Consider the following 26,036-nt stretch of genomic DNA (forward strand, 5'->3'; position numbering starts at 1 on the left):
GCGCCAGCCAACGTTGGATTTACCTTCTTTTGACCATAACTTAGGTCGTCCGTTCACTAGTGGGCCAAAAGGTCGCCCCCTGCTCGGCCATGCGCAATAAGGTGTCGCACGGAGAAAAACGAGGGCCGTACTGTGCGGCCAGACGCTGCAAGATTGCGGCGACTTCACCCGCGCCGAGGCTATCCATATAGCGGAACGGGCCGCCGAGAAACGGCGGAAAACCTATACCAAAAACGGCGCCAATATCGCCATCACGCGCGCTGCGCACGATCTGTTCATCAAAACAGCGCGCCGCCTCGTTGAGCATCATCATCACGCAGCGTTCAGCGACCTGCTGAGCAGACAAACGCGCCTGCGGACTTGCTACTGCCAATAATGGGTAAATAGCCGGGTCAGCCCGTTTTTTGCTTTTACGCCTTTTTGTCTCATAAAGATAGAAACCGCGATTATTTTTTCTCCCTTTGCGATCGTCCTTCAAAATCGCGTCAATGATGTTTGCAGGCGGGCTAAAACGTTCACCAAAAGCGCTCTCCAGTACCGGGATAATCTTAGTGCCGGTATCAATGCCGACTTCATCCAGCAACTGAATAGGTCCAACCGGGAAACCAAATTTTACCAATGCATTATCAATATGTTCGACCGGCTCACCTTCCAGCAGCAGGCGCATGGCTTCATTGATATAGGGCGCCAGAATACGGTTAACATAAAAACCGGCATGGTCGGCAACCACGATCGGCGTTTTCCCCTGCAACTTCGCCAGCTTCACCACCGTGGCGATGGTTTGCTCATCGGTCGTTGCGTGCGGGATAACCTCAACCAGCGGCATTTTTTCGACCGGGCTGAAAAAGTGCAGACCAATTACCTTCTCTGGCCGGGCGGCCTGAGCCGCGATCTCGCCGATCGGTAGCGATGAGGTATTTGAGGCAAAGATCGTCTGCGGCCCGCAGCATTGTTCGATCTCGCCCACCATCCGCTGCTTGAGCGCCAGATCCTCAAACACCGCTTCGATGACCACATCGCGATGGGCAAAGCCATGATAATCCGTAGCGCCGGAAATCAGCGCCAGCTGACGATCGCGTTCACTGGCGCGCAGATAGCGGCGACGCACCTGCTTATCCAGCAGATCCCAGCTGTACTTAAGCGCATGATTGATGCCTTTCGCCTGAATGTCTTTTATGCGTACCGGCAGCCCGCCTTTACAGGCGGTGACGTAAGCAATACCGCCCCCCATTAAACCGCCGCCTAGCACACCGATGCTATTCAGCGCAGCGGGGTCAGCCTCGGCGCCACGATCCTTTTTCAGATCGGTACTGGCAAAGAAAATAGAACGTAACGCTTGCGATTGCGGCGTCATCGCCAGTTCGCCAAACGCTCGCGCCTCTTCGGCGTAACCGCTGCTGCAGCCATGCGCCAGCCCGTTTTCTATCACCTGTAAAATACGTTCTGCCGCCGGGTAATTACCCTGCGTTTTTTGCCGGGTCTTTTTCGCCACCATGCGGAACAGCAGCTGACGCCCCAGAGGCCCGGCAAGTACCCGTTCGCGCACCGGTACAGTTCGGCTCGCCGGCCGGCCCTGTAGCGCCAGCTCAACCGCGGTCCGCAGCAATATCGATTGCGGGACAACATCGTCCACCAGCCCGGCTTTCAACGCCTGACGCGGACGCAATTGTTTACCGGTGAGGATCATTTCGAGTGCCGTACTGACGCCAATCAGCCGCGGCAGGCGTTGAGTGCCGCCGGAGCCCGGTAGCAACCCCAGTTGTACTTCCGGCAATCCCAAGCGCGTTTTATCATCATCGCTACAGACTCGCCCATGACAGGCCAGCGCCAGCTCCAGGCCGCCGCCAAGGCAGGCGCCGTGAATGGCGGCAATCACCGGGATAGAAAGCGCGTTGATCTCGGCCATGATCTGCTGGCCCTGGCGCGCCAGCGCTTCGGCTTCTGAGGCGCTGGTACAACGAGCAATCATGTTGATATCCGCGCCGGCGATAAAGTTGTCGGGTTTAGCGGAGATAAATACGGCGCCGCGCAGCGCTTTGTTCTCACGGAGCTGACGGATAATCGTCCGCACTTCGCCGCCGAACTCGGCTTTCAGGGTATTCATCTTTTCGCCGGGCGCGTCGATGGTGATAACGGCGATATTATCCGGGCGAATTTCAAGCGTAAAAGCTGTTGCCGCTTCCATTATTCGGCCTCCAGAACCATAGCGGAACCTAAACCACCCGCCGCGCAGGCGGTAACCAGACCAAATCCGCCGCCGCGGCGCCGGAGTTCATGCAGCGTCTGGGTGATCATGCGCGCACCGGTCGCCGCGAAGGGGTGTCCGTAGGCGATGGAACCACCCAGCACGTTGAACTTGCTGGCATCGACTTCCCCGGTCGCCTGTGGGCGCCCCAGAACCTCCCGGGCGAAACGATTGCTGGCTAAACATTGTAGATTCGCCAGCGTCTGCGCGGCGAAAGCTTCATGCATATCAATTAGCGTAAGGTCTGCAAGGGTAATTCCCGCCCTATCCAACGCCAGCGGAGTCGCCCACGCAGGGCCCAGCAGCATATCCTGCCAGACATCAATAGCGGTGAAAGCATAGCTACGCAGATAGCCCAGCGGCGTTAACCCCAGCTCTTTGGCCCGGGATTCGGTCATCATGATCACCGCGGCGGCGCCGTCGGTAAGCGGCGTACTGTTTGCTGCCGTCACGCTGCCGTGTTTACGATCGAACGCCGGACGTAACTTCTGGTAATCCGCCAGGGTTGAATTTTTACGAATATTGTTGTCCTGTTCCAGCGGCTCGCGATAAGGCGGCACATAGGCCGTCATCACCTCGGCGGCCAGTTTTCCCTCTTCCCAGGCGCGGGCGGCAAGCTGATGCGAACGCAGCGCCAGCGCGTCCTGATCTTCACGGCTGATGCCCCAGGTTTTCGCCATCTGCTCGGCGGTGTCGCCCATCCGCAGACCGGTTGAATATTCCGCAACCGCAGGCGGCACCGGTAAAAGATCGCGCAAACGCAGGCGGGAAAAGAGTTTTAGCCGCTGACCAAGCGTGCGCGCTTTATTGGCATCCACCAGGGTGCGGGCCAGTTTTTTACTCACGCCAATAGGGAGAACGGAGGAGGAATCAGCGCCGCCGGCAATGCCCGCGCGGATAGTGCCGGCCATCAGGCTTTCGGCAATATTGGCTACCGCCTGGAAACTGGTGGCGCAAGCGCGGCTGACGCTATAGGCGTCGGTATGCACATTCATTCCGGTGCCAAGGACAATTTCTCGAGCAATATTCGGCGCTTCCGGCATCTGCACGACCTGGCCAAAAACCAGCTGTTCAATCACTTCCGGGGGAACTTCACTGCGCGCCAGCATTTCGCCGACGACCATTTTTCCCAGATCAACGGCCGGAACGCCGTGATACGCCGTCGCTTGACGGGCAAATGGGGTACGTAAACCGCTGACAATGGCAATGCGATCGCCCTGACGGGTGATAAGCGGTAATGCCTGACTCATAACTCTCCCCTGTTAACCGATAAAACCAAGTGGTCTGACCTGATAACTAGTCTTAACTAATTTTTTACATTAAGCCAATCGGGGAAGAGAAAAAGTGGGAGCCAAAACACATTGAATAGAAAAGATAACGCCTCTGGAAAGAGGCGTTACGAGAGAGGATTAACGTAAACCCAGCTGGAAGATCAGCGATTCCGCTTCGCAGCTAAAAACAAAATCGATATTCAGCTGCACGCCGCCGTCAACGTCGGTGAACGTCGAGTTAATTTTGCACGGTTCAGACTCCACATTGCGGGCTTTTTCGCTCAGCGCGGCGAGCGTCGCTTCCGCTTCAGCGCGGTTAGCAAACACGCGGCTGTATGAGGCGGTGCAGTCGGTGTTGTCCACAATGGTGCCAACATCCATACAGCAGCAAACCGGGGTTTCATCAGCGCTACATTTACTCATCGTAGATTTCCTCTGTATATGCACCTTCGGTGCAAGACAAATGATGCGCGTATTTTACGCCCGCCCTCGTTCGCCCTCCAGTTGTTAATGGCAGGAAAACGTTTAAGTGACAGAAATCACACTTAAAAATGATCCAAAACAAAAATGCCCCAAATTGGATATGACGCACCGGGGCAATTTTGCCAGCTGGATCGCGTTTCTGTTATCACAATTGAAAAATCTTATAAACAAACTTGCAACAACTCATCTGGTCAGACCTATACTCAGGCCACTGGTCTGATTTCTCTGTCGTAAAGCAGACCCTACACTTCGCGCTTCTGTTACGGCATGTAACATAGTTTAAATAAAAATAACTCAATGAGGTTATGGGCATGAGCCAGAAAACCCGCTTTACCCAATCTGCCCTTGCAGTGGCTGTAGCACTTGTTTCAACCCAAGCCTGGTCCGCAGGATTCCAGTTAAATGAATTCTCTGCATCCGGCCTTGGTCGTGCCTATTCCGGTGAAGGGGCAATCGCTGACGATGCGGGCAACGCCAGCCGTAACCCCGCGTTAATCATGATGTTTGACCGCCCGATGATGTCGGCAGGCGCCGTCTTCGTCGACCCGGACGTTAATGTTTCTGGTACCTCGCCGACCGGTAAAAGTCTGAATGCAGACAATATTGCCCCAACGGCATGGGTACCAAACTTCCACTTTGTTTCGCCAATTAACGATCAGTTTGGTTGGGGCGCATCTATTACCTCTAACTATGGTCTCGCGACTGAATTCGCTGATGACTATGCTGCCGGCAGTATGGGTGGTAAAACCGATCTCACCACCGTTAACCTCAATTTAAGCGGCGCCTATCGCCTGAACAGCAACTGGAGCTTTGGTTTAGGGTTTGATGCGGTGTATGCGAAAGCGAAAATCGAACGCTACGCCGGTGATTTAGGACAGATCGTTGCCGGTTCCGGCAAGCTGCCGCCAGCGCTGGCGGGCCGGGTCTCGCAGATCCCTGCCGACACTCAGATTGCGCATTTGAACGGCAACGAATGGGGCTTCGGCTGGAACGCCGGTATCCTGTATGAGCTGGACAAAAACAACCGCTACGGTTTCACCTACCGCTCTGAAGTTAAAATCGACTTTGACGGCAACTATAAGAGCGATCTGCCGTCCGCGTATAACCAGATCCTCGGCAACTTCGGTCTACCGGCCGGTACCGATGGCCGTACCACTAACGGCGCGCTGACCCTCAATCTGCCGGAGATGTGGGAGCTGTCGGGTTATAACCGCGTCGCGCCGCAGTGGGCGGTTCACTATAGCCTGACCTACACCAGCTGGAGCCAGTTCCAGGAGCTGAAGGCCACCGGCAGCAATGGCCAGACGCTGTTCTATAAAGATGAAGGCTTTAAAGATGCTTACCGCATCGCGCTGGGTACCACCTATTATTATGACGATAACTGGACCTTCCGTACCGGTATCGCCTTCGATGATAGCCCGATCCCGGCTGGCACCCGCTCCATCTCTATCCCGGATCAGGATCGCCTGTGGCTGAGCGCCGGTACCACCTACGCGTTCAATAAAGATGCTTCAGTGGATGTTGGTGTCTCTTACATGCACGGTCAGCACGTAGAAATTAAAGAAGGTCCTTACACCTTCCGTTCTGAAGGTACCGCCTGGCTGTACGGCGCGAACTTCAACTACCGCTTCTGATAAGCAAACGATATAAAAAAAGGGTGAACATCATGTTCACCCTTTTTCTTTTCTGACCCGCGTGGATTACTGCGAATCGATATCTTTCAGCTCATCCTGAATCGCCTGCGCGTTCGGGTTATCTGCCGGTGTCAGCTTACCGCCGTTGGCGATAAAGTCGTGCCGCTGGAAATAGGCTTCACGCATCAGGATGTACGGATCGGAAGACTGGCGCAGCAGGCCGTCGGAATCCAGCAGCTGAGCGCGGGTTTCAATCCCTTCTACCGCCCATTTACCGATGGACATCGGCCAGGTCAGCCAGGAGAGTACCGGATACAGACCATCGGCCATGTCGCCGCCCTCATCACGCAGGGTGAAACTGCCGTAGAACGGTAACTGTACGTACGGGCCGTAGCCCACGCCGTAGTGGCCCAGCGTGCTACCGAAACGATGCGGTTCAACGCGCTGCAGCTGCGGGTTCGCCATACCGGCCACGTCGATCAAGCCGCCCATCCCAAGAATGGTGTTAAGGAAGAAGCGAGTGAAATGCACCATGCCTTTATAGGGATCGCCCTGCAGGAAGGAGTTGACCATTACCGCCGGTTCTTCAAGGTTGCTGGTGAAGTTGCTTAAACCATTACGCGCCGGTTGCGGCACATAATCACGCCAGGCGACGGCAACGGGGCGCAGTACATAAGGATCAACGACATTAAAGTTGAAGTTGAACATGGTACGGTTAAACCCTTCAAGCGGATCTGAACGCCCCTGCGACCGATCGTCAGTGCTGGAACTGGCGCATCCCACCAGCAATGTGGCGCCAAGCGCAAGCGCCGACAGGCGATAATTCATAGGTTTCTCCCTGTTAATTCTGGCTATCGCTGGAGGCATCCGGGACGGCGCCCCCATTAGCATTTTATCGTTGGGTAGCTGCTTTCAGCATAGCCTTCTTTGGCATCAATGTAGCTTCCCGATTCTATACATATTTTGCAATATTCGTATTGCTATTCTTGCCATTGCGCTGAATTTAGGAGCATATCCTGTGCCGCCGCGCTGATTTCTCTCTACGCTTAGTAACAAATACAAAGGGAGAGCAGCCATGACCCGACAAAATACCGCCACCGGCACACATGATAGCGATGAACGAGAAGTTGAAAGCGAAGAGAAGCAACATGGCGAGAAAATAGAAGTGGATGAAGAGCGTCTGCCTTCACAGGCAATGGCTACACATGAGGTGATTCGCCAGGAGGGTGAAAAGGAGCTCGAGCGCGATGCTATGGCGCTACTGTGGTCAGCGATTGCCGCCGGCTTATCGATAAGCGCCTCGCTGGTCGCCAAAGGAATTTTTCACGTTCACCTCAGCGCCCTGCCCGGTGGTTATCTGTTGGAGAATTTGGGATACACCTTTGGCTTTATTATTGTCATTCTCGCCCGCCAGCAGCTTTTTACGGAGAATACCGTCACCGCCGTACTGCCGATTATGCATAAACCCAGCGCCGGTAATATTGCGCTATTGCTGCGCCTGTGGGGCGTGGTGTTATTAGGTAATTTACTGGGTGGGGCTATCGCCGCCTGGGCGTTTAATATCATGCCGATTTTCGATGACGCCACTCGTGAGGCGTTTCACAGCATCAGCCAGAAAGTCATGGAAAACACGCCAACCGAAATGTTTGCCAACGCGATTATTTCCGGCTGGCTGGTGGCGACAATGGTCTGGATGTTCCCGGCAGCCGGCTCGGCGAAAGTCATCGTCATCATCCTGATGACCTGGCTGATTGCGCTTGCGGATACCACGCATATCGTCGTCGGCAGTGTGGAAATTTTCTATCTGATTTTCAGCGGCGCCCTGCCCTGGCAGGAGTTCTTCTGGCCGTTCGCGCTGCCGACGCTCGCCGGCAACATTTGCGGCGGCACCTTTATCTTCGCCCTGCTAAGCCACGCCCAGATTCGCAACGACATGACCCAGGAACAGAAAGCCAAAGCGAAGGCCGAAGCAGATAAAAAGGGCTAAACGGCTGCAAATTAAGCAATTAATCGCAATGCGCTTAACGGGCGGCGGAAAAAACGCTATAATCCCGCCGCCTTGTCCCCTTAGTTAAATGGATATAACGAGCCCCTCCTAAGGGCTAGTTGCAGGTTCGATTCCTGCAGGGGACAATCCTAACGATTCCCCCTCTGCCAGTTCCCCCCTCAAAACCCACGTCACATAAGACTTAACGCCAAACTCCATGCATACGCATTTCTACGGAACGGCATCTTAAACACACATAAAAGTGTCCCTGATTGTTACCCTTTACCTGTTAAAACTTCAGGAGGGACACTTATGCCCTTAACCATCTTAGAGATAAAAAACCGCGTTACCACGGAAGAAGGAATACATCATTTATTCCCCGTTTTTTATGCCACACACCTTCGCCAACAAGAAAAGAATAATGATTGAGATGAGATAAAATTAAGCAACACCACTGCAAAAATAAGAAATCACTTAAATATATTCATCAATATGAAATTGATGAATCACCCTATGCTAATGGCGCTGAATGTGCATAATCAGGCAACCGGGAGAGGAATCTGCGCTGTTTCGCGCAAAACTCCCGATACCTGAGTCGTGCCAACGGGCGTAAGCCTTTGTTATCAGTTTTAGCAGGCGGTATATATGAAACAAATCACCATCAGTGATATGCAGCAGCAGAGCGCAGCAGCAGCCGCGGCTCCCCGTCTACGGGCGCATCGGAATTTTCATCCAGAATTAAGCGATCCGGTACAGCGTCTGGCCATTGCCATGGAGCCGGGAACCTACATTCGCCCACACCGTCATCCTCATACTTTTGAGCTGCTACTGCCGTTAAGCGGCCGTTTTGTGGTGCTGAACTTCGATGAACAAGGCACCGTGACCCAGCGTGTAGTATTAGGTGAAGAGTGCACGGCGCTGGAAATGGCGGCCGGCACCTGGCATGCGGTATTGTCGCTCGATCGCGGCGGTATCATCTTTGAAGTCAAGCACGGAGGCTATCAGCCGGTAGCCGAACAAGATTCCGCGCCATGGGCGCCAGCTGAAGGCGCACCGGGTACCGAGGAATTAATGGCGTGGTATGCCACGGCCCAGGTGGGGGATGGCGGTTTTACTCTTCAGAAGAGCGCCCGCTAATTTGAGCCTGCGATGATTATTATAAAAAGGCGCTGCGGCGTCTTTTTTTATCAATACAATCATTAACATCTAACGCATTCAGTTTTAGAGTAATTTATTATGGTTTACATTGTCTTTATCGTTAATTAAGCATTACTCTATTTGTTATTTATAAAATAGTGATTATAATCATCCGCAGAGGGTATTTTAACCACCACCCTCCGTCGTATAAATGTTCCAAACCGTGAACATACATTCCCCTGATGAATAGTTTCTGATGAAAAGGGTTGTGTAGCAAAATAACAACGCTCGCGTTATGTTAATCAGAAACGCAGACCATTAAAAACATTTATATTAAATTAATGCCATGAATAAGATAGAAAGAAACATTTGGAAGTTGAACAATCTCCCACCGCTGGAGTATTGCTCTATCGCTCGTGCGCAAAAACTCCTGCAGTGCGAACTGGAAGATTTACTTCACTGGCACGATATCGGCGCTATCAGCCTGTGCCTGAAACTGAAAAAGAATCGCGGCACGCTCAATAGCGCCCTGACCCGGAATCAGGGGGTTGGCGACTCGTCATATGGCTACGGCGGTTTTGATGATATTACCAAAGCTAATAAGCCCTGGTCTCAGCACTCTAAAATAAACAATATCATCACCCTGAATGAAAATGTGTCGGTCATTGATGCCGATCACGACAGCGCCATTGCCAAAATTAAGCTCAACGTTTCCGTTTCTGGTTTATGGCACACTCACTCAAGAAATTTAATGGATGTGCTGGAGAATCCGGATAACATTCAGCAAGAAGAAACGCTTAGCATTATCTCCCCGGCTAAAAACGTCATCTACTGCAATTTCATTCCTGATAATGATGATAAGCCAACGATTGAGCTCAGCAAGCTGTACATTACCAGCAAAGAAATTGAAAAAATTTACGAGCACACCATCAGCAGTCGTCCGCTTGAGTATTCTGAAGCTGCGATGAATTCATATAATGAAAAAACCATTAATGAGCCATCAACGCCGCCACAGAATAAACTGCTGCTCGAATTCATTAATTATATCATTCAATCGAATCCCGCCTTTAACCGCGACCTGCTTAACGCGACAGAAAGCAGTAAACAGCTCGCCTTTAAATCCATTATGGAAAAATTAAAAAAAGAAGGCATCGTCACCAACGAAAATCATTCGATGGCTTCACTCTCTGAACTGATTCTTAATTCATAACATTCATTTTTTGTGCGGATTATTCACGCGAATAATCCGCCATTATGGATAGTGTCGATACTGGCTCACTCTGCTTTCCCCCCAAAAGCAAAACAGAAAAAGTACGATAAAAAACAAAAAATCTCCCCCTACCGCATTCGCTATCGTCTATTGTTTATCATGCTCGATTCACATCGACTTCATCATCCCGTACCAACTATGAGCCCATGCTGAAACTATCCCGATATCCCATAGCCATTCTCGGTTCGCTTGCTTTGTATTGTGGTGCCACTCGCGCTGAGGTCGACCTCGGCTCGATCGACATTTTTTCCGCCGATAAGCCAAATAGCCCAGTGCCTAAAGGATGGGTTCTCGGCGGCGCCGCGATTAGCGGTACCGCTCGCTACCAAAAGCAGGACAACGAAACCCACTTTATTCCCGGAGGATTGTATTTTGGCGACCAGTTAATGTATCTGGGCGATCGCGCCCGCTACTATTTTCATCTTGATGACAATATCGCGCTTTATGGCTACGGGCGCTGGCGTTTCGGTAATTTAGATCCCAGCGACGATGCGGCATTCAAGGGAATGGACGAGCGTAAAGGCGAGCTGGAGGGCGGTATTGGCGCTACCTGGATCACGCCATACGCGCTGATAAGCGCGCGCATCAGTTCCGATATTAGCGGTCGCAGCAACGGCCAGGAGCTGCTGTTATGGGCCGATTTCCCGATCGTTAAAGACAATCTGCTGGTGATGCCCGGTATGGGGCTGATGGTGCGTAGTCATAACATGGCGAACTACTATTTTGGCGGCGTCTCTGCGGGCGAGGCAACGCCCGAGCGCCCGCAGTGGGATACCGGCACGACGGTATCGCCGATGGTCGCCATCATAACCAGCTACCGCTTTAGCCCGCATTGGGTCGGTATGGTGGCGGCAAACTACGAACGCTATGATGACGATATCGCCGATAGTCCCATTGTCCAGCACAGCGGCGAGCTGTATGGCATCCTCGGCGTCGGATATACCTGGTAGAACACCCGGGTATTTCTCAACCCATAAGTTAATCTGATTAACTCAATTATAAATAAGTCTTTTAGCTTATGGCATCAGCTCGCTACCCTGTAGCAGAATTCAATCTCCAGCCTGCCGCCGATTGAGTTCTTCTACCCGACCTCTACAGGAGCCGCTCATGTCTACTCATGCTAACCATCTTCAGCGCGCCATTACGCTTGCTGCCAAAAATGTTGAAAACGGTGGCCGCCCATTCGGCGCCGTCGTTGTGCGCCACGGTGAAGTCATTGCCGAAGCGGTGAATACCTTGCACCAGAGCGGCGATCCTACCGCGCACGCTGAACTCAATGCCATCCGCGACGTTTCCTTACGTCTGGGCAATCAGGTATTGCGCGAATGCGTGGTTTACGCCAGCGGACAACCCTGCCCGATGTGTCTGAGCGCGATGTATTTAACCGGCGTGCGCGAAGTCTATTTTGCCAACAGCAATGAGGATGGCGAGCGCTTCAATCTCTCTACCGCCGCTATCTATCAGCAATTGCAGCAGCCGTTAGACAACCAATCACTCCCCATACACCATTGCCCGCAACCCGAAGGGTTGGCCCTGTATCAGCGCTGGGCGAGTAAAGCGTAATGAGCCAGACGCAACGCAATATGCTGACGTTATTTGTGCTGGTGCTGATCGGCATTAATATGCGCCCGCTACTGACCTCGATAGGTCCATTACTGCCGCAACTGCAGCGAGCAACCGGCATGAGCTTTACCCTGGTTTCACTGTTGACCGCGCTTCCGGTCGTCGCGATGGGCCTGCTGGCGCTCGCTGGTGGATGGATTAATCGCCACGTTAGTGAAAACCTCAGTATCGCGTTAAGTCTGCTGGCGATAGGTATTGGCGCAATCCTGCGCGAGCTGGCGCCGCAAAGCGGCCTGCTGCTTAGCAGCGCGCTGCTCGGCGGGATTGGCATCGGCGTGATTCAGGCGATTATACCCAGCGTCATTAAACGTCTTTTTCATCGCCGCACGCCGCAGGTGATGGGATTGTGGTCGGCGGCGCTGATGGGCGGGGGCGGGCTTGGCGCCGCGATCACTCCCTGGCTTGCGCAGCATAGCGCGCTCTGGCACCACGCGCTGGCGTGGTGGGCGCTACCGGCTCTGGCCGCGGTCATTGGCTGGTTGCCGCTCTGCAAAATGCTGCCCGCCGCGCCGGTTGCCGCATCGGCGCAAGCCGCGCCGTCGGTTTTTCGTCACCACCGGACCTGGACGCTTGGCCTTTATTTCGGGCTGATCAATGGCGGCTACGCCAGCCTGATTGCCTGGTTACCACCCTATTATATGCAGCTTGGCCACAGCGCTCAGTTTAGCGGCACGCATCTGGCGTTGATGACCGTCGGCCAGACCGCCGGCGCGCTGGTACTACCGATGCTCGCTCGCCATGAAGATCGCCGTAAGCTGCTGATGCTGGCGCTTGCGCTACAACTGTTCGGGTTCTGCGGTTTCATCTGGTGGCCACAACAATTGCCGCTGTTGTGGGCCGTGAGCTGCGGCGTAGGACTGGGCGGCGCCTTCCCGCTATGTCTGGTGCTGGCGCTGGACCATTCGCCGCAGCCTGCCGTCGCCGGTAGACTGGTGGCGTTTATGCAGGGCATCGGTTTTATTATCGCCGGGTTATCGCCGTGGCTTTCAGGGCTGCTACGCAGCCTGAGCGGAAACTACCAGCTAGACTGGGAATTCCATGCCATCTGCGTTTTCCTCTTAATGGCGCTTACCTTGCGTTTTGTTCCCGCACGTTATCCGCATCAATGGCGCGCGCCGACGACCGCCCGCTAACCTCATCGTTTAGGGTGCAGAAAGTGATTTCTGCACCTCTTCGCCAATAGAAAAAATCCCAAAATCAAATAACTACAGAATGTCAGGGTATTACTAAAAATCTTCGTCGCCGTAATTGAATTTATTACCGAATGAAATTAATGTGTCGCCTATTCACGACAGTCGTAAGTAACTAAAAATTAATAAAAAAATGGATCTTGTTTCCACCATTTTTTAAGCGTACATTAGCGCCATCTGGAGCAGTTGACGCACAGAATTTCGGGCTGCCGCAGTCGCCAGAATAGTCTGGTTTTATCTGCGACAATCCTGCGAGGGTTAAAGTTAAATTCATTTAGGCGTTTCGCCAAAATGCGGAGTGACATGTCGTGAAATACTTTTTGATGGGAATTTCTTTTATGGTCATCGTTTGGGCCGGTACCTTCGCCCTGATGATTTAACCTGCTATGCAGTAAAGAGATGGGAGCCAGACGGCTCCCATTTTTTATTCGTGATGTTCAGCTACCGTTTTACTGGCTGCCGGTAGCAGTCCATCGGCGCGGAACATGGATTTGATGCCGCGAATAGCCTGCCGGATACGATCGCGATTTTCGATCAATGCGAAACGCACATGAGTATCGCCATAGTCGCCAAAGCCGATTCCCGGCGAGACGCACACTTTGGCCTCCTGCAGTAGCTTTTTGGCGAACTCCAGCGAGCCCATCGCCGCATATTGCTGCGGAATTTTGGCCCACACGTACATTGACGCTTTCGGGCATTCAACCATCCAGCCGGCTTCATGCAGCCCTTTCACCAGCACATCACGGCGACGTTTATATTGTTCCGCAATATCACGCACGCACTGCTGATCGCCTTCCAGCGCGGCAATCGCCGCCACCTGCAACGGCGTGAAGGTACCGTAGTCATGGTAACTTTTAATGCGGGCCAGCGCGTTAACCAGCGTTTTATTCCCCACCATAAAGCCGATACGCCAGCCAGCCATGTTGTAGCTTTTTGACAGGGTGAAGAATTCGACCGCCACATCGCGCGCCCCGGGCACCTGCATAATCGACGGCGCTTTCCAGCCATCGTAGACGATATCGGCGTAGGCCAGATCGTGCACCACCAGCACGTCATAGCGTTTCGCCAGCGCCACCACCTTCTCGAAGAAATCGAGCTCGACGCACTGCGCGGTTGGGTTAGACGGGAAGCCCAGAATCATCATTTTTGGCTTCGGATAACTCTCGCGGATCGCGCGTTCCAGTTCATTGAAGAAATCCACGCCTTCCACTAGCGGGACGGAACGGACCTGCGCCCCGGCGATAACCGCGCCGTAAATATGAATCGGATAGCTGGGGTTTGGCACCAGCACCGTATCACCGTGATCGAGCGTCGCCAGCATCAAATGCGCCAGCCCCTCTTTCGAACCAATCGTCACGATGGCTTCTGATTCCGGGTCGATATCCACGTCATAGCGCTCCTGGTACCAGCGCGAAATCGCGCGGCGCAGACGAGGAATACCGCGAGAAGTAGAGTAACCGTGGGTATCCGGACGCTGGGCGACGGTACACAGTTTTTCAACAATATGCGGCGGCGTGGCGCCATCCGGGTTGCCCATACTGAAATCGATAATATCTTCGCCGCGCCGACGCGCAGCCATTTTCAGTTCGGCAGTGATGTTAAAAACATACGGAGGGAGACGATCGATACGCGTAAAACGGCGTTCAGGACTGAATTCAGCCATAGATTCCTCAGATTAACGTTAGCGCCCGGACCGTCCGAGCGACGCGGCCACCGATGTGGCTCGCTTAGAAAATAACCTGAAAAAAAACACGCTGTCGAGAGGGTTGATAAAAAATAATCGCCCACGCATAAAACGGGTCATCCCGCATCGGTGTGCGGCAGAACGTTTTCCCAATACGAGCGCGGCTTAAATAAACAATCAACATATTGATATCATTTATAATACTCAAATGTATCATCGTTACTCATCAACACCCTGATAGCAGGAGTGAGCGACTTATCCCCTTTAATTTTTATGCTTGTTCCTCATTTATCTCTGCTGCTAGCCTTCTGGCGTGAGGTTTTCTATCATATTGCTTTCCCGCGAATCCTGGGCGCATCCATGCACGATATATTTAATATGCTGCTGGCGGTTTTTGACCGCGCGGCATTAATGCTCATTTGCCTCTTTTTTCTTATCCGCTTACGCCTGTTCCGCGAACTGCTGCATAAATCGGCACATACGCCTCGCGAGTTGCTGGCGGTCACCGCCATTTTCTCCATGTTTGCGCTATTTAGCACCTGGTCCGGCGTTCCGGTAGAAGGTTCGCTGGTCAACGTACGTATTATCGCGGTGATGTCCGGCGGGATCCTGTTTGGCCCGTGGGTGGGGGCGATTGTCGGCGTGATTGCCGGGGTACACCGCTATCTCATTGATATTGACGGTGTGACCGCCATCCCCTGCTTTATCACCAGTATTGTCGCCGGGTTACTTTCCGGGCTTATCAACCGCAAAATCCCGAAAGCCCAGCGCTGGAAGGTGGGGATTCTGGCCGGGATGCTGTGCGAAACGCTAACCATGATCCTCGTGGTGCTGTGGGCGCCGACGCTGGCGTTGGGGATCGATATTGTCTCCAAAATCGGTATTCCGATGATCCTTGGCAGCATCTGCATCGGTTTTATTGTTCTACTGGTCCAAAGCGTGGAAGGCGAGAAAGAAGCCAGCGCGGCGCGCCAGGCAAAACTGGCGTTGGATATCGCCAACAAAACGCTGCCGCTGTTCCGCCACGTCAACAGCGAATCGCTGCGCCAGGTTTGCGATATCATTCGCCGGGACATCAATGCCGACGCGGTCGCGATTACCACCACTGACCGGGTGCTGGCCTACGTTGGCTACGGGGAAAATAACTATAACGATCGCAACAACGATATCAGCCCAACCACCCGCAAAGCCATTGAAAGCGACACCATCATCATTAAAAACAACGATGAAGCCTACAGAACGCCGGAGATCCACTCCATGCTGGTGATTCCGCTACGCGAGAAAGGCGTAGTGACCGGCACGCTGAAAATTTACTACTGCCACGCGCATCGTATAACCTCTTCGCTGCAGGAGATGGCGATCGGCCTGTCGCAAATTATCTCCACCCAGCTTGAGGTCTCGCGGGCCGAACAGCTGCGTGAAATGGCCAATAAAGCGGAACTACGCGCCCTGCAAAGTAAAATTAATCCCCATTTTCTGTTTAATGCGCTTAACGCCATCTCCTCTTCCATCCGCATGAATCCGGATACCGCGCGGCAGTTGATTTTCAATTTGTCGCGTTATCTACGCTATAACATTGAGTTAAAAGATGACGAGCAGATCGACATCAAGCGCGAGCTGTATCAAATTAAGGATTATATCGCGATCGAGCAGGCCCGCTTCGGCGACAAGCTGACGGTGATTTATGATATTGACGAAGAGGTCAGCTGCGTCATCCCCAGCCTGCTGATTCAGCCTCTGGTAGAAAACGCCATTGTCCACGGCATTCAACCCTGTCGGGGCAAGGGCGTGGTGACCATCGCCATCAACGAATGCGGAAACCGGGTGCGCATTAGCGTACGGGATACCGGTAACGGCATTGACCCGGCGGTGGTGGCCCGCGTCGAAGCCGACGAGATGCCGGGCAATAAAATTGGCCTGCTGAATGTTCATCATCGGGTGAAACTGCTCTACGGCGAAGGGCTGCATATCCGCCGCTTAACGCCGGGAACGGAGATTGCGTTCTACGTCCCCAACCAGCACGCCCCGGCGACTGAACCGGTATCGCTGTTGCCATGAGCGGAGAAAACATGAAAGTCATTATTGTTGAGGATGAGTTCCCGGCGCAGCAGGAACTCACCTGGTTGATTAATACTCACAGCCAGATGGAGATTGTCGGTACCTTTGATGACGGTCTCGATGTGCTGAAATTCCTGCAGCACAATAAAGTCGATGCCATCTTTCTCGACATCAATATTCCCTCTCTGGATGGCGTGCTGCTGGCGCAAAATATTAGCCAGTTCGCGCATAAGCCGTTCATCGTTTTTATCACCGCGTGGAAAGAACATGCGGTGGAAGCCTTTGAACTGGAAGCGTTTGACTACATCCTCAAGCCTTATCAGGAATCGCGGATTATTAATATGTTGCAGAAACTGTCCAGCGCCTGGCAGCAACAGCAGCAGGTGGCGGTAAGCGGAACGCCCGTGCACAATCCAACCCGCGAAAACGACACCATTAATCTGATTAAAGACGAGCGGATCATCGTCACCAGCATTCACGATATTTATTACGCGGAAGCGCATGAAAAAATGACCTTCGTTTATACGCGCCGTGAATCATTCGTCATGCCGATGAACATCACTGAATTCTGCAGCAAGCTGCCGGCTGCGCACTTCTTTCGCTGCCACCGCTCGTACTGCGTCAATCTGAATAAAATTCGCGAAATAGAGCCATGGTTCAACAACACCTACGTCCTACGGCTACGCGACCTTGAATTTCAGGTACCGGTTAGCCGCAGTAAGGTGAAAGAGTTTCGCCAGTTGATGAATCTGTAATGAGATGGGCGACGGCAGACACCGCCGCCCGGCTGAGAGTGGTTTAGAGGATATGCCCCAGCGTCTGGCGCAGATGCGCGCCGGAGCCCAGTAGGCCTGGGTTATCATGGACGATGAGATAAACCGGAATATCCTGCACGTAGGCTTTAAAGCGCCCTTTATCTTCAAACCCGCCGCGGAAACCCGATGCCTTAAAGAACTCAAGGAAACGCGGGACAATACCGCCTGCGATGTACACGCCGCCGAATGTGCCGAGGGTCAGCGCCAGGTTACCGCCAAAGCGCCCCATAATGACGCAGAATAGCGACAGCGCGCGGCGACAATCAATGCAGGTATCCGCCAGCGCGCGCTCGGTAACGTCCTTCGGCTGTAGGTTTTCCGGCAAACGGCCATCGGATTTAACAATCGCCCGATACAGATTAACCAACCCAGGGCCGGACAAAACGCGTTCGGCGGACACGTGGCCCAACTCGCTGCGTAGCTCTTCGAGAATAATGCCCTCTTCTTCACTGTTCGGCGCGAAATCAACGTGGCCGCCCTCGCCCGGCAGGCTCACCCAGCGTTTATCAACGTGTACCAGGTGCGCTACGCCAAGACCGGTGCCTGCGCCGTAGACTGCGATCGGTTTACCTTCCGCCGGTTGCGCGCCGCCGAACTGGATCAGATGCTCGGCTTTGAGCATCGGGATCGCCATCGACACCGCGGTAAAATCATTAATGATTTCCAGATGCGCGAATCCGAGGTTCTTTTTCATCTCGGCAATAGAAAAAGCCCAGGTATGGTTGGTCATCGCCACCCAGTCGCCGGTGATGGGGCAAGCAATGGCGATGCAACCATCATCAACCTTCACGGCTTGTTCGTCGAGATAGACGCGTACAACGGCCTCAAGGCTTGGGTAATCGAGCCCGGAATAAGTTTTAGCGCGGGAAATCTCCCCGCTTGCGATATCACATAACGCCAGACGGGCGTTAGTTCCACCGACGTCTCCTACTAAAGCAAATTTTGTCATTCCGTTACGGCTCCGCTAAAGTCAAAATAATTCTTTTCGCACACTGTAAATTCATGGCGACATAACAACAACGACCAACGTACAGCCGCCGGTAGTTTAGCGACATTGGTCACAATTAGACTGTAATCTATGTAACACGGCATCTTATTTCATACACGCAACGTCAGGTTTGGCCTTAAGTTTATCGTTTCAGCACCATTTGCGCCGAAGCTCTTTACAGAGACAGGCAAAGTAGCGCTTCAGGACATTTAAAAGGAACCCTTCATGCTGCACCCGCGCGCCAGAACGATGCTGTTGTTATCAATACCGGCCATTATTATTGGCATCGCTTCCAGCCTGGTATTGATTGTGGCGATGAAGATCGCCGCAATTCTGCAGAGCATCTTGTGGAGCGACCTGCCGGCACATGTCGGCATTGCCGCCGATAGTCCGCTATGGATAATAGCCATCCTCACTCTCACCGGGATTGTCGTGGGGCTGGTGGTCCGTTTCAGTCCTGGACATGGTGGGCCAGATCCGGCAACCGAATCCTTAATCGGCGCGCCCATCGCCACCAGCGCGCTACCGGGGTTACTGGCGGCGTTGATTCTCGGCCTCGCCGGCGGCGTTAGCCTCGGGCCGGAACATCCGATCATGGTCGTCAATATCGCGCTTGCCGTCGCCCTTGGCTCGCGTCTGTTTCCGCGGGTAAGTTCGCTGGACTGGACAATTCTTGCCGCGTCGGGAACCATCGGCGCGCTGTTCGGTACACCGGTTGCCGCGGCGCTTATTTTTTCGCAAACGCTCAATAGCAGCAGCGACGTTCCGTTATGGGACCGGCTGTTCGCGCCGTTGCTGGCGGCGGCGGCAGGCGCATTGACGACCGGTATTTTTTTCCATCCCAATTTCACCCTGCCGATCCCGCACTATCCGCACCTGCGCATCGTCGATATCATCAGCGGCGCGATCGTCACGCTTATCGCCATCGCCGTCGGCATGGTCGCCGTGTGGTGTCTGCCGCGTCTGCACGCGCTCGTCCACCGCTTGAAAAATCCGGTGTTAATGCTCGGCATCGGGGGTTTTTTACTGGGGATCCTGGGCGTTATTGGCGGCCATATTACGCTGTTTAAAGGCCTGGACGAAATGCAGCAACTGGCTTCCAGCCAGACGCTTGGCGCCGGTGATTTTCTGCTCATTGCCGTGGTGAAATTGGCGGCGCTGGTGCTGGCGGCCGCCTGTGGCTTTCGCGGCGGGCGTATTTTCCCGGCGGTGTTTGTCGGCGTCTCGCTGGGGCTAATGCTGCATGCGCACGTTGAAGCGGTACCGGCCGCCATTACCATCTCCTGCGCGATCCTCGGTCTGGTGCTGGTCGTCACCCGCGATGGCTGGCTGAGCCTGTTTATGGCGGCAGTGGTGGTACCGGACACCACCTTGCTGCCGCTGCTGTGTATCGTGATGCTTCCGGCCTGGCTACTGCTGGCCGGGAAGCCGTTGATGATTGCCAGGCGCCGCGGCGATTAGCTGCGGTTGTTGCGATTTTCCAGCGCCTGAGTGACAGCGCGTAAGAAATCAGGAATATCCATTTTTGGCAGCATGACTTCGACCATCGTTAGCTTATCGGAGTTAACGCTATCGGCCATCGCCTCCGCCAGCTCGCCGGTTTGCGATACCCGCCAACAGCGGGAAGGCGTATCCGGCGCAAAAGCATCAGGGAAGCGGCTCCAGTCCCACAACGCGATATCGTTGTAGCGCTGTTCCGGCCCGTGAATCGCGCGCTCGACGGTGTAGCCCTCATTATTCAACAGCAAAATTAACAGTTTTTGCTTATCGCGCAGCATCGAGCTCATCTCCTGGATAGTGAGCTGCGCGGCGCCATCGCCAATGATTAATACCACCCTTCTGTCCGCGGCGGCTGTCTGCGCGCCGTAAGCGGCAGGTAGCGTAAAACCGATAGAGCCCCATAGCGGCTGCACCAGCAGCGTCGCCTGCGAGGGAAGTTTTAATGAGGCGATGCCGAATGCCGAGGTTCCCTGATCGGCAAGAATAATATCGCCCGGCCGCAGCTGTTTCTCGACCGTACTCCAGAAGCTTTTCTGCGTCAGATTGCCCTGCGGCGCGCCGGAAGCGTCGGGCGCGATGATATCTGGCGCGCTCCATTCCGCGGACAGCTTGCCAGAAACATCAATGAGGGCCGCCAGCGCCTGATCCATCGGGATCCGGCTGAACCAATGATCGCCAACCCGTGCGGCAAACGGCTGGATTTCGATGGTTTTCTCCGTTGGCAAATGATGGGTAAAGCCGGCGGTAATCGTATCGGTAAAGCGCGTACCCACGCAGATGATGGCATCGGCGCTTTCCATCGCCTCGCGAGTCTGCGGCGCGCTGGCGATCCCGCTATAGGTCCCGGCAAAACCTGAGCCTTGTTCGTCAAACAGCCCTTTTCCCATCAGCATGGTGGCGTGGGTAATCGGCGCGGACTTAACCCATTGCTGTAGTGTGTTTTGCAGGCCGTAACGCTGGGCGAGAAAATCCGCCAGCAGCGACACGCGGCGACTGCTGCGTAACAGTTTGGCCGCGTGCTCACGGAAGCCGGCAAGCTGGTTTTCATCGGCCGCCGGGCCCTTAATCACCAGCGCGCGGGCCGGCGGCACCGCGCGGGCTTTCGCCACGTCGGCAGGCAGCATCAGATACCCAGGGCGGTGGTGGGTCAGCATGTCGCTTAATACCCTGTCAATTTCGTGACAGGCGTTGCCAGCCGTTAGCGTCGCCTGAGTACAGGTAATGTGTTCGCTCATCCGCGAGAAATGGGTGAAATCGCCATCGCCGAGCGTATGGTGCAGGAGTTCGCCGCGCTGCTGCGCGCCGGTAGAAGGCGCGCCCACAATATGCAGTACAGGGATATGTTCTGCATAACTACCGGCCACCCCATTCAACGCGCTTAACTCCCCTACGCCGTAGGTGGTTAGCAGCGCGCCGGCGCCTTTTATGCGCGCATAGCCGTCAGCGGCGTAGGCCGCGTTCAGTTCGTTAGCACAGCCGACCCATCCCAAATTTTGATGGGCTATCACGTGATCGAGAAACTGTAAGTTGTAATCACCAGGCACGCCGAACAGGCGATCGATACCACAATCTACGAGACGATCCAGCAGATAATCGCCAATGGTGTAAGTCGGTTGCATATCCATAATCCTTGTTATTGTGCAGGTAATCTGAGTATTAGATATGCGCTTTACCTGTCCAGATTGTGAGCAATAAAGAGGGTGGAAAGCAAAATTTACGCGTTTTCCCCATATACTCCGCGTACAACATTGATTAGTGTAAACGTATACACACCCTGTTTTGATGCGGAGGAAGTATGGTTTACCAGGCAAGCGACACGCGTTATCAGACCATGGAGTACCGCCGATGCGGGCGCAGCGGCCTGAAGCTACCGGCGATATCTCTCGGCCTGTGGCATAACTTTGGCGATGAAACACAGGTAGAGGTCAGCCGCCAGTTGCTGCGTCACGCCTTCGACCTTGGTATTACCCACTTCGACCTGGCGAACAATTACGGTCCACCGCCCGGATCGGCAGAGAGCAACTTTGGGCGGATCCTGAAAGAAGATTTTCTGCCCTACCGCGACGAACTTATCATCTCCAGTAAAGCCGGCTATACCATGTGGGATGGTCCTTATGGCGACTGGGGATCGCGCAAGTATCTGGTCGCCAGTCTCGACCAGAGCCTGAAGCGGATGGGTCTTGAGTACGTCGATATCTTTTATCACCACCGCCCGGACCCGGAGACGCCGCTGCAAGAGACCATGCGCGCGCTGGATCATCTGGTTCGCCAGGGAAAAGCGCTCTACGTTGGTTTATCGAACTACCCGCTCGAGCTGGCGCGTCAGGCTATCGCTATCCTCAACGATCTCGGCACGCCTTGCCTGATTCACCAACCCAAATATTCGATGTTTGAACGCTGGGTGGAAGAAGGATTATTAGCGATGCTGCAGGCCGAAGGCGTGGGAAGTATAGCGTTTTCACCGCTGGCTGGCGGCCAGCTGACCAACCGCTACCTCAACGGTATTCCGCCAGACTCGCGCGCAGCCAGCAATAGCCGTTTTTTACAGCCGGAACAGCTCACCGCCGAGCGGCTGGAAAAAATCCGCCAGCTTGACGCCCTTGCCGGGCGCCGCGGACAGAAGCTTTCACAGATGGCGTTAGCCTGGGTACTGCGTGAAGATAAGGTGACGTCAGTGCTGATCGGCGCCAGTAAGACAGCGCAACTGGACGATGCCGTGGGCATGTTAAGCAACCGCCAGTTCAGCGCTGAAGAGTGCGCCGCCATTGACGCGATCCTTGCGGTGTAAACTCATTTTTACTTTGGCAAAAAATGCTATTTCTTGCGATTTAAGAGTTCCCTGATGCTACGTCTCTTTACCGGCTCGTAATATCTGGTTAACAGGTCATTTAAGACCCGATCGTGAGGAGAAGAGTATGTTCAGGTCACTGATTCTGGCTGCGGTACTGCTGGCGTGCGCGCCGGTTATCGCCAATGCTGGTGAAATCACCCTGCTGCCATCGGTAAAATTACAAATTGGCGATCGTGACGGTTACGGTAACTACTGGGACGGTGGCGGCTGGCGCGACCGTGACTACTGGCGTCGTCATTATGAATGGCGCGATCACCGCTGGCATCGCCATGATAACGGCTGGCATCGCGGTTGGGATAAACGCGGCTGGGATCGCGGTCGTGCTTACGAGCGCGGTTATCGCGAAGGCTGGAACGATCGCCGTGGCGATTGGGGCGGTCGTCACGGTGGCTGGGGCGGTGGTCGAGGACATGGCCACGGGCACCACTAATTGATAAAGGGAGCGAAAGCTCCCTTTTTTGTTGTCCGCCTTAATCTAATGCGGAACCAATAATCAGCCAGCCGTTCAGCGCCACCACAATCACCACAATCAGCCAACCGATGCGTTTTACCCACCGACTGTTTACCAGATCGCCCATTAACCGCGCATCGCTGGTAAAAATCAGCAGCGGCACCAGCGCCAGCGCAATCCCGAAGCTCAGCAACACCTGACTCATTACCAGGATACGCGTCGGGTCCAGCCCCATCAAAATCACGATAAACGATGGCAGCATGGTAATTGTCCGGCGAAACCACAGCGGAATATGGAAGCGGATAAACCCCTGCATCACGACCTGCCCGGCAAGCGTTCCGACTACAGTCGACGAGAGACCGGCGGCAACCAGACTGAGACCAAAAATCGTCGCGGCGGCATGGCTAAGCAGCGGCTCGAGAGTTAAATAAGCCTGGTCGAGATCGGCCACTCCGGTGTGACCGTTGAAGTGAAACGCAGCGGCAGCGGTCGCCATCATCGCCAGGTTAACGAAGCCGGCAATGGTCATCGCAATCGCCACGTCCCAACGCGTGGCGTTATAGCGTTCTTTGCGCGAGCCGTCGTGCAGGTTTTGCGTCAGCGACGAGTGCAGATAAATAACGTGCGGCATAATCGTCGCCCCGAGAACCCCGGCGGCAAGGAATACCGCTTCGCCATTCGGCAGGCTCGGAATAATCATACCTTTGGCCAGCGGCGCTATCGCCGGCTGCGAGAAGATAAGCTCGACCACATAGGCCACCGCCACAAACAGCAGCAGCCCGCCGATGACTTTTTCCAGCGGTTTCTGCCCACGACGCTGCAACATCAGGATCAGGAAGGTGGCGACGCCGGTCAGCACCGCCCCCTGTAATAAGGAAACGCCGAGCAGCAGCTTAAAGCCGATGGCCGCACCGATAAATTCAGCCAGATCGGTCGCCATGGCGATAATTTCCGCCTGTACCCAGTAAAACCACACCACCGGGCGCGGGTAATGGTCGCGGATCTGTTCCGCGAGGTTTTTACCGGTGGCGATACCGAGCTTGGCCGATAACACCTGAATCAGCATCGCCATCAGGTTCGCCCATACCACTACCCATAACAATTGATAGCCAAAGCTGGCGCCAGCCTGGATATTCGTGGCGAAGTTACCCGGATCGATGTAGCCGATGGCAGCAATGAATGCGGGCCCCATCAGTGCGAGCCTCATCTTGCGCGCTGCGCGACCGCTGCTATTCTCAACGCGACTGCTAGTCATTTTCTGCCCCTGGAAATATAGCCTTTGCTATGTTTAATGCTATCAAAATGCGAATGATTATCAAGTTCATTTAGAAAGGTGATAATGATTGCTTTGATAGGAGGGAACGATAGTAGGCCAAACAACAAAACGGGCGTGAAGATGTGGACAACGCGCCTTTCATCAGATTAGTACATTAATGCAACTTTTAATACCTTTGCATAACATAACAAAAATGTACGATTGATCACTATTTTTGTTATTGGTCACATATCCTTGTAATAGTGTGGATTCGATCTCGTTTTATTTAGGCTTGTTGCATAGAATGTGCACGGAAATTTAACCTGCCTCATATTTGGAGCAAATATGGACCGCGTCTTGCATTTTGTCCTCGCGATCGTTGTGGTGGCTATACTGGCCTTGCTGGTCAGTCACAACCGTAAGCAGATCCGCATTCGTTATGTTATTCAATTACTTGTTATTGAAGTTTTGCTGGCCTGGTTCTTCCTGAACTCCGATGTCGGTCTGGGTTTCGTGAAAGGCTTTTCTGAGATGTTCGAGAAACTTCTCGGTTTCGCCAACGAAGGCACCAACTTCGTATTCGGTAACATGAACGATAAAGGTCTGGCCTTCTTCTTCCTGAAGGTTTTGTGCCCAATCGTCTTTATTTCCGCGCTGATTGGTATTTTACAGCATATTCGCATTCTGCCGATTGTCATCCGCGCTATCGGTACCGTGCTGTCGAAAGTTAACGGCATGGGCAAACTGGAATCCTTCAACGCCGTCAGCTCGCTGATCCTCGGCCAGTCGGAAAACTTCATCGCCTATAAAGATATTCTCGGCAAAATGTCGCGCAACCGTATGTACACCATGGCGGCAACCGCGATGTCTACCGTTTCGATGTCCATCGTCGGCGCCTATATGACTATGCTGCAGCCGAAGTATGTGGTTGCCGCGCTGGTGCTTAACATGTTCAGCACCTTTATCGTCCTGTCGCTGATTAACCCGTATCGCGTTGAGCAGAGCGAAGAAAACCTGCAGATGTCCAATCTGCACGAAGGTCAGAGCTTCTTCGAAATGTTGGGCGAATACATTCTGGCAGGCTTTAAAGTAGCGATTATCGTTGCGGCGATGCTGATCGGCTTTATCGCGCTGATCTCCGCACTTAACGCCCTGTTCGCCACCGTTACCGGCTGGTTTGGTTACAGCATCTCCTTCCAGGGGATCCTTGGCTACATCTTCTACCCGGTTGCGTGGGTAATGGGCGTGCCGGCGAGCGAAGCGCTGCAGGTCGGCAGTATTATGGCGACCAAACTGGTATCTAACGAATTCGTGGCGATGATGGATCTGCAGAAAGTGGCAGCGACGCTCTCCCCGCGTGCGGAAGGTATCATCTCCATCTTCCTGGTCTCCTTCGCCAACTTCTCTTCTATCGGCATCATCGCCGGGGCGATTAAAGGCCTGAATGAAGAGCAAGGTAACGTGGTTTCTCGCTTTGGTCTGAAACTGGTTTACGGTTCCACGCTGGTCAGCGTGTTGTCAGCCTCTATCGCTGCGCTGGTACTGTAATCTCAAACAGACGTTAATAAAATAACAAGCCGGGCTGTAGCATCGC

The 26,036-nt window shown here is 53.8% G+C and carries 22 protein-coding genes and 1 tRNA gene; 15 read left to right on the plus strand and 8 right to left on the minus strand.

The window, feature by feature from the left end; translation table 11 throughout:
• Positions 1 to 40: 40 nt before the first annotated feature.
• The 3 genes from fadJ to PGR10_RS09020 form a co-directional block, all read right to left on the minus strand.
• Positions 41 to 2,185, minus strand: a complete 2,145-nt coding sequence (fadJ, locus tag PGR10_RS09010) for a fatty acid oxidation complex subunit alpha FadJ (protein WP_430923375.1) — start codon at positions 2,183 to 2,185, stop codon at positions 41 to 43.
• Positions 2,185 to 3,495, minus strand: coding sequence for an acetyl-CoA C-acyltransferase FadI (gene fadI, locus PGR10_RS09015; protein WP_316424293.1), 1,311 nt, complete (start codon positions 3,493 to 3,495; stop codon positions 2,185 to 2,187). The genes fadJ and fadI overlap by 1 nt, the downstream gene beginning before the upstream one ends.
• A gap of 159 nt (positions 3,496 to 3,654) precedes the next feature.
• A complete protein-coding gene (locus PGR10_RS09020) occupies positions 3,655 to 3,939 on the minus strand; it encodes a YfcZ/YiiS family protein (RefSeq protein ID WP_015706185.1) in 285 nt (94 codons plus the stop codon).
• A gap of 371 nt (positions 3,940 to 4,310) precedes the next feature.
• Here PGR10_RS09020 and fadL point away from each other — a divergent pair, with 371 nt between their 5' ends.
• The gene (gene fadL / locus PGR10_RS09025) at positions 4,311 to 5,633 is read left to right on the plus strand and encodes a long-chain fatty acid transporter FadL (protein ID WP_045376989.1); all 1,323 of its coding nucleotides are present in this window, start codon (positions 4,311 to 4,313) and stop codon (positions 5,631 to 5,633) included.
• Between the two features lie 66 nt (positions 5,634 to 5,699).
• Here fadL and mlaA read toward each other — a convergent pair whose 3' ends face one another.
• Positions 5,700 to 6,461 (minus strand): phospholipid-binding lipoprotein MlaA, encoded by a 762-nt coding sequence (mlaA, locus tag PGR10_RS09030; protein ID WP_045376992.1) that lies wholly within the window; start codon positions 6,459 to 6,461, stop codon positions 5,700 to 5,702.
• Positions 6,462 to 6,708: 247 nt separating this feature from the next.
• On the opposite strand from mlaA, the gene PGR10_RS09035 reads away from it, so the two are divergent.
• From PGR10_RS09035 to ypdK, 8 genes are all read left to right on the plus strand, one after another.
• Complete coding sequence (locus PGR10_RS09035; protein WP_087860086.1) at positions 6,709 to 7,620, plus strand: formate/nitrite transporter family protein; 912 nt, start codon at positions 6,709 to 6,711, stop codon at positions 7,618 to 7,620.
• A gap of 74 nt (positions 7,621 to 7,694) precedes the next feature.
• A tRNA-Arg gene (locus PGR10_RS09040) sits at positions 7,695 to 7,766 on the plus strand.
• A gap of 499 nt (positions 7,767 to 8,265) precedes the next feature.
• Positions 8,266 to 8,757, plus strand: a complete 492-nt coding sequence (locus tag PGR10_RS09045; protein WP_087860085.1) for a WbuC family cupin fold metalloprotein — start codon at positions 8,266 to 8,268, stop codon at positions 8,755 to 8,757.
• A gap of 346 nt (positions 8,758 to 9,103) precedes the next feature.
• Positions 9,104 to 9,967, plus strand: a complete 864-nt coding sequence (locus PGR10_RS09050; protein WP_183269103.1) for a hypothetical protein — start codon at positions 9,104 to 9,106, stop codon at positions 9,965 to 9,967.
• A gap of 332 nt (positions 9,968 to 10,299) precedes the next feature.
• Positions 10,300 to 10,977: a MipA/OmpV family protein gene (locus PGR10_RS09055; RefSeq protein ID WP_430923423.1), complete on the plus strand. Its 678-nt coding sequence runs from the start codon at positions 10,300 to 10,302 to the stop codon at positions 10,975 to 10,977.
• Positions 10,978 to 11,134: 157 nt separating this feature from the next.
• Positions 11,135 to 11,590, plus strand: a complete 456-nt coding sequence (locus PGR10_RS09060; protein WP_213317959.1) for a nucleoside deaminase — start codon at positions 11,135 to 11,137, stop codon at positions 11,588 to 11,590.
• Complete coding sequence (locus tag PGR10_RS09065; RefSeq protein ID WP_430923376.1) at positions 11,590 to 12,783, plus strand: cyanate transporter; 1,194 nt, start codon at positions 11,590 to 11,592, stop codon at positions 12,781 to 12,783. Before PGR10_RS09060 ends, PGR10_RS09065 begins: the two co-directional genes overlap by 1 nt.
• Positions 12,784 to 13,148: 365 nt before the next feature.
• On the plus strand, positions 13,149 to 13,220 hold the full coding sequence (ypdK, locus tag PGR10_RS09070) for a membrane protein YpdK (RefSeq protein WP_077777854.1): 72 nt from the start codon (positions 13,149 to 13,151) through the stop codon (positions 13,218 to 13,220).
• 44 nt (positions 13,221 to 13,264) lie between these two features.
• On the opposite strand, the gene alaC is transcribed toward ypdK, so the two are convergent.
• Complete coding sequence (alaC, locus tag PGR10_RS09075) at positions 13,265 to 14,503, minus strand: alanine transaminase (RefSeq protein ID WP_087860080.1); 1,239 nt, start codon at positions 14,501 to 14,503, stop codon at positions 13,265 to 13,267.
• A 381-nt stretch (positions 14,504 to 14,884) separates the two neighbouring features.
• On the opposite strand from alaC, the gene PGR10_RS09080 reads away from it, so the two are divergent.
• Both PGR10_RS09080 and PGR10_RS09085 read left to right on the plus strand, forming a co-directional pair.
• On the plus strand, positions 14,885 to 16,582 hold the full coding sequence (locus tag PGR10_RS09080; protein WP_045391561.1) for a sensor histidine kinase: 1,698 nt from the start codon (positions 14,885 to 14,887) through the stop codon (positions 16,580 to 16,582).
• An 11-nt stretch (positions 16,583 to 16,593) separates the two neighbouring features.
• Entirely contained in the window at positions 16,594 to 17,337 is a 744-nt protein-coding gene (locus PGR10_RS09085; RefSeq protein ID WP_087860079.1) for a LytR/AlgR family response regulator transcription factor, read from the plus strand.
• A 43-nt stretch (positions 17,338 to 17,380) separates the two neighbouring features.
• Here PGR10_RS09085 and glk read toward each other — a convergent pair whose 3' ends face one another.
• The gene (gene glk / locus PGR10_RS09090) at positions 17,381 to 18,346 is read right to left on the minus strand and encodes a glucokinase (RefSeq protein WP_113374457.1); all 966 of its coding nucleotides are present in this window, start codon (positions 18,344 to 18,346) and stop codon (positions 17,381 to 17,383) included.
• A gap of 264 nt (positions 18,347 to 18,610) precedes the next feature.
• On the opposite strand from glk, the gene PGR10_RS09095 reads away from it, so the two are divergent.
• Positions 18,611 to 19,846 carry an ion channel protein gene (locus PGR10_RS09095; protein ID WP_430923377.1) on the plus strand — a complete coding sequence of 412 codons (1,236 nt, stop codon included), beginning with the start codon at positions 18,611 to 18,613 and terminating at the stop codon, positions 19,844 to 19,846.
• Here the strand turns inward: PGR10_RS09095 and PGR10_RS09100 are convergent.
• Positions 19,843 to 21,504, minus strand: a complete 1,662-nt coding sequence (locus PGR10_RS09100; RefSeq protein ID WP_316424295.1) for an alpha-keto acid decarboxylase family protein — start codon at positions 21,502 to 21,504, stop codon at positions 19,843 to 19,845. The two genes, PGR10_RS09095 and PGR10_RS09100, sit on opposite strands and share 4 nt — an antisense overlap.
• Before the next feature lie 176 nt (positions 21,505 to 21,680).
• On the opposite strand from PGR10_RS09100, the gene mgrA reads away from it, so the two are divergent.
• Together mgrA and PGR10_RS09110 are read left to right on the plus strand one after the other, a co-directional pair.
• Positions 21,681 to 22,673 (plus strand): L-glyceraldehyde 3-phosphate reductase, encoded by a 993-nt coding sequence (gene mgrA, locus PGR10_RS09105; RefSeq protein ID WP_430923378.1) that lies wholly within the window; start codon positions 21,681 to 21,683, stop codon positions 22,671 to 22,673.
• A gap of 127 nt (positions 22,674 to 22,800) precedes the next feature.
• Positions 22,801 to 23,166 carry a DUF2502 domain-containing protein gene (locus tag PGR10_RS09110; RefSeq protein ID WP_087860074.1) on the plus strand — a complete coding sequence of 122 codons (366 nt, stop codon included), beginning with the start codon at positions 22,801 to 22,803 and terminating at the stop codon, positions 23,164 to 23,166.
• A gap of 40 nt (positions 23,167 to 23,206) precedes the next feature.
• Here the strand turns inward: PGR10_RS09110 and PGR10_RS09115 are convergent, their stop codons facing one another.
• On the minus strand, positions 23,207 to 24,442 hold the full coding sequence (locus PGR10_RS09115) for an Nramp family divalent metal transporter (RefSeq protein WP_087860073.1): 1,236 nt from the start codon (positions 24,440 to 24,442) through the stop codon (positions 23,207 to 23,209).
• A 345-nt stretch (positions 24,443 to 24,787) separates the two neighbouring features.
• On the opposite strand from PGR10_RS09115, the gene nupC reads away from it, so the two are divergent.
• Positions 24,788 to 25,990, plus strand: coding sequence for a nucleoside permease NupC (gene nupC, locus PGR10_RS09120; protein ID WP_013878156.1), 1,203 nt, complete (start codon positions 24,788 to 24,790; stop codon positions 25,988 to 25,990).
• Positions 25,991 to 26,036 lie beyond the last annotated feature (46 nt).

The sequence above is a fragment of the Klebsiella sp. 141198 genome, assembly GCF_050600785.1.
Taxonomy (GTDB): domain Bacteria; phylum Pseudomonadota; class Gammaproteobacteria; order Enterobacterales; family Enterobacteriaceae; genus Klebsiella; species Klebsiella aerogenes.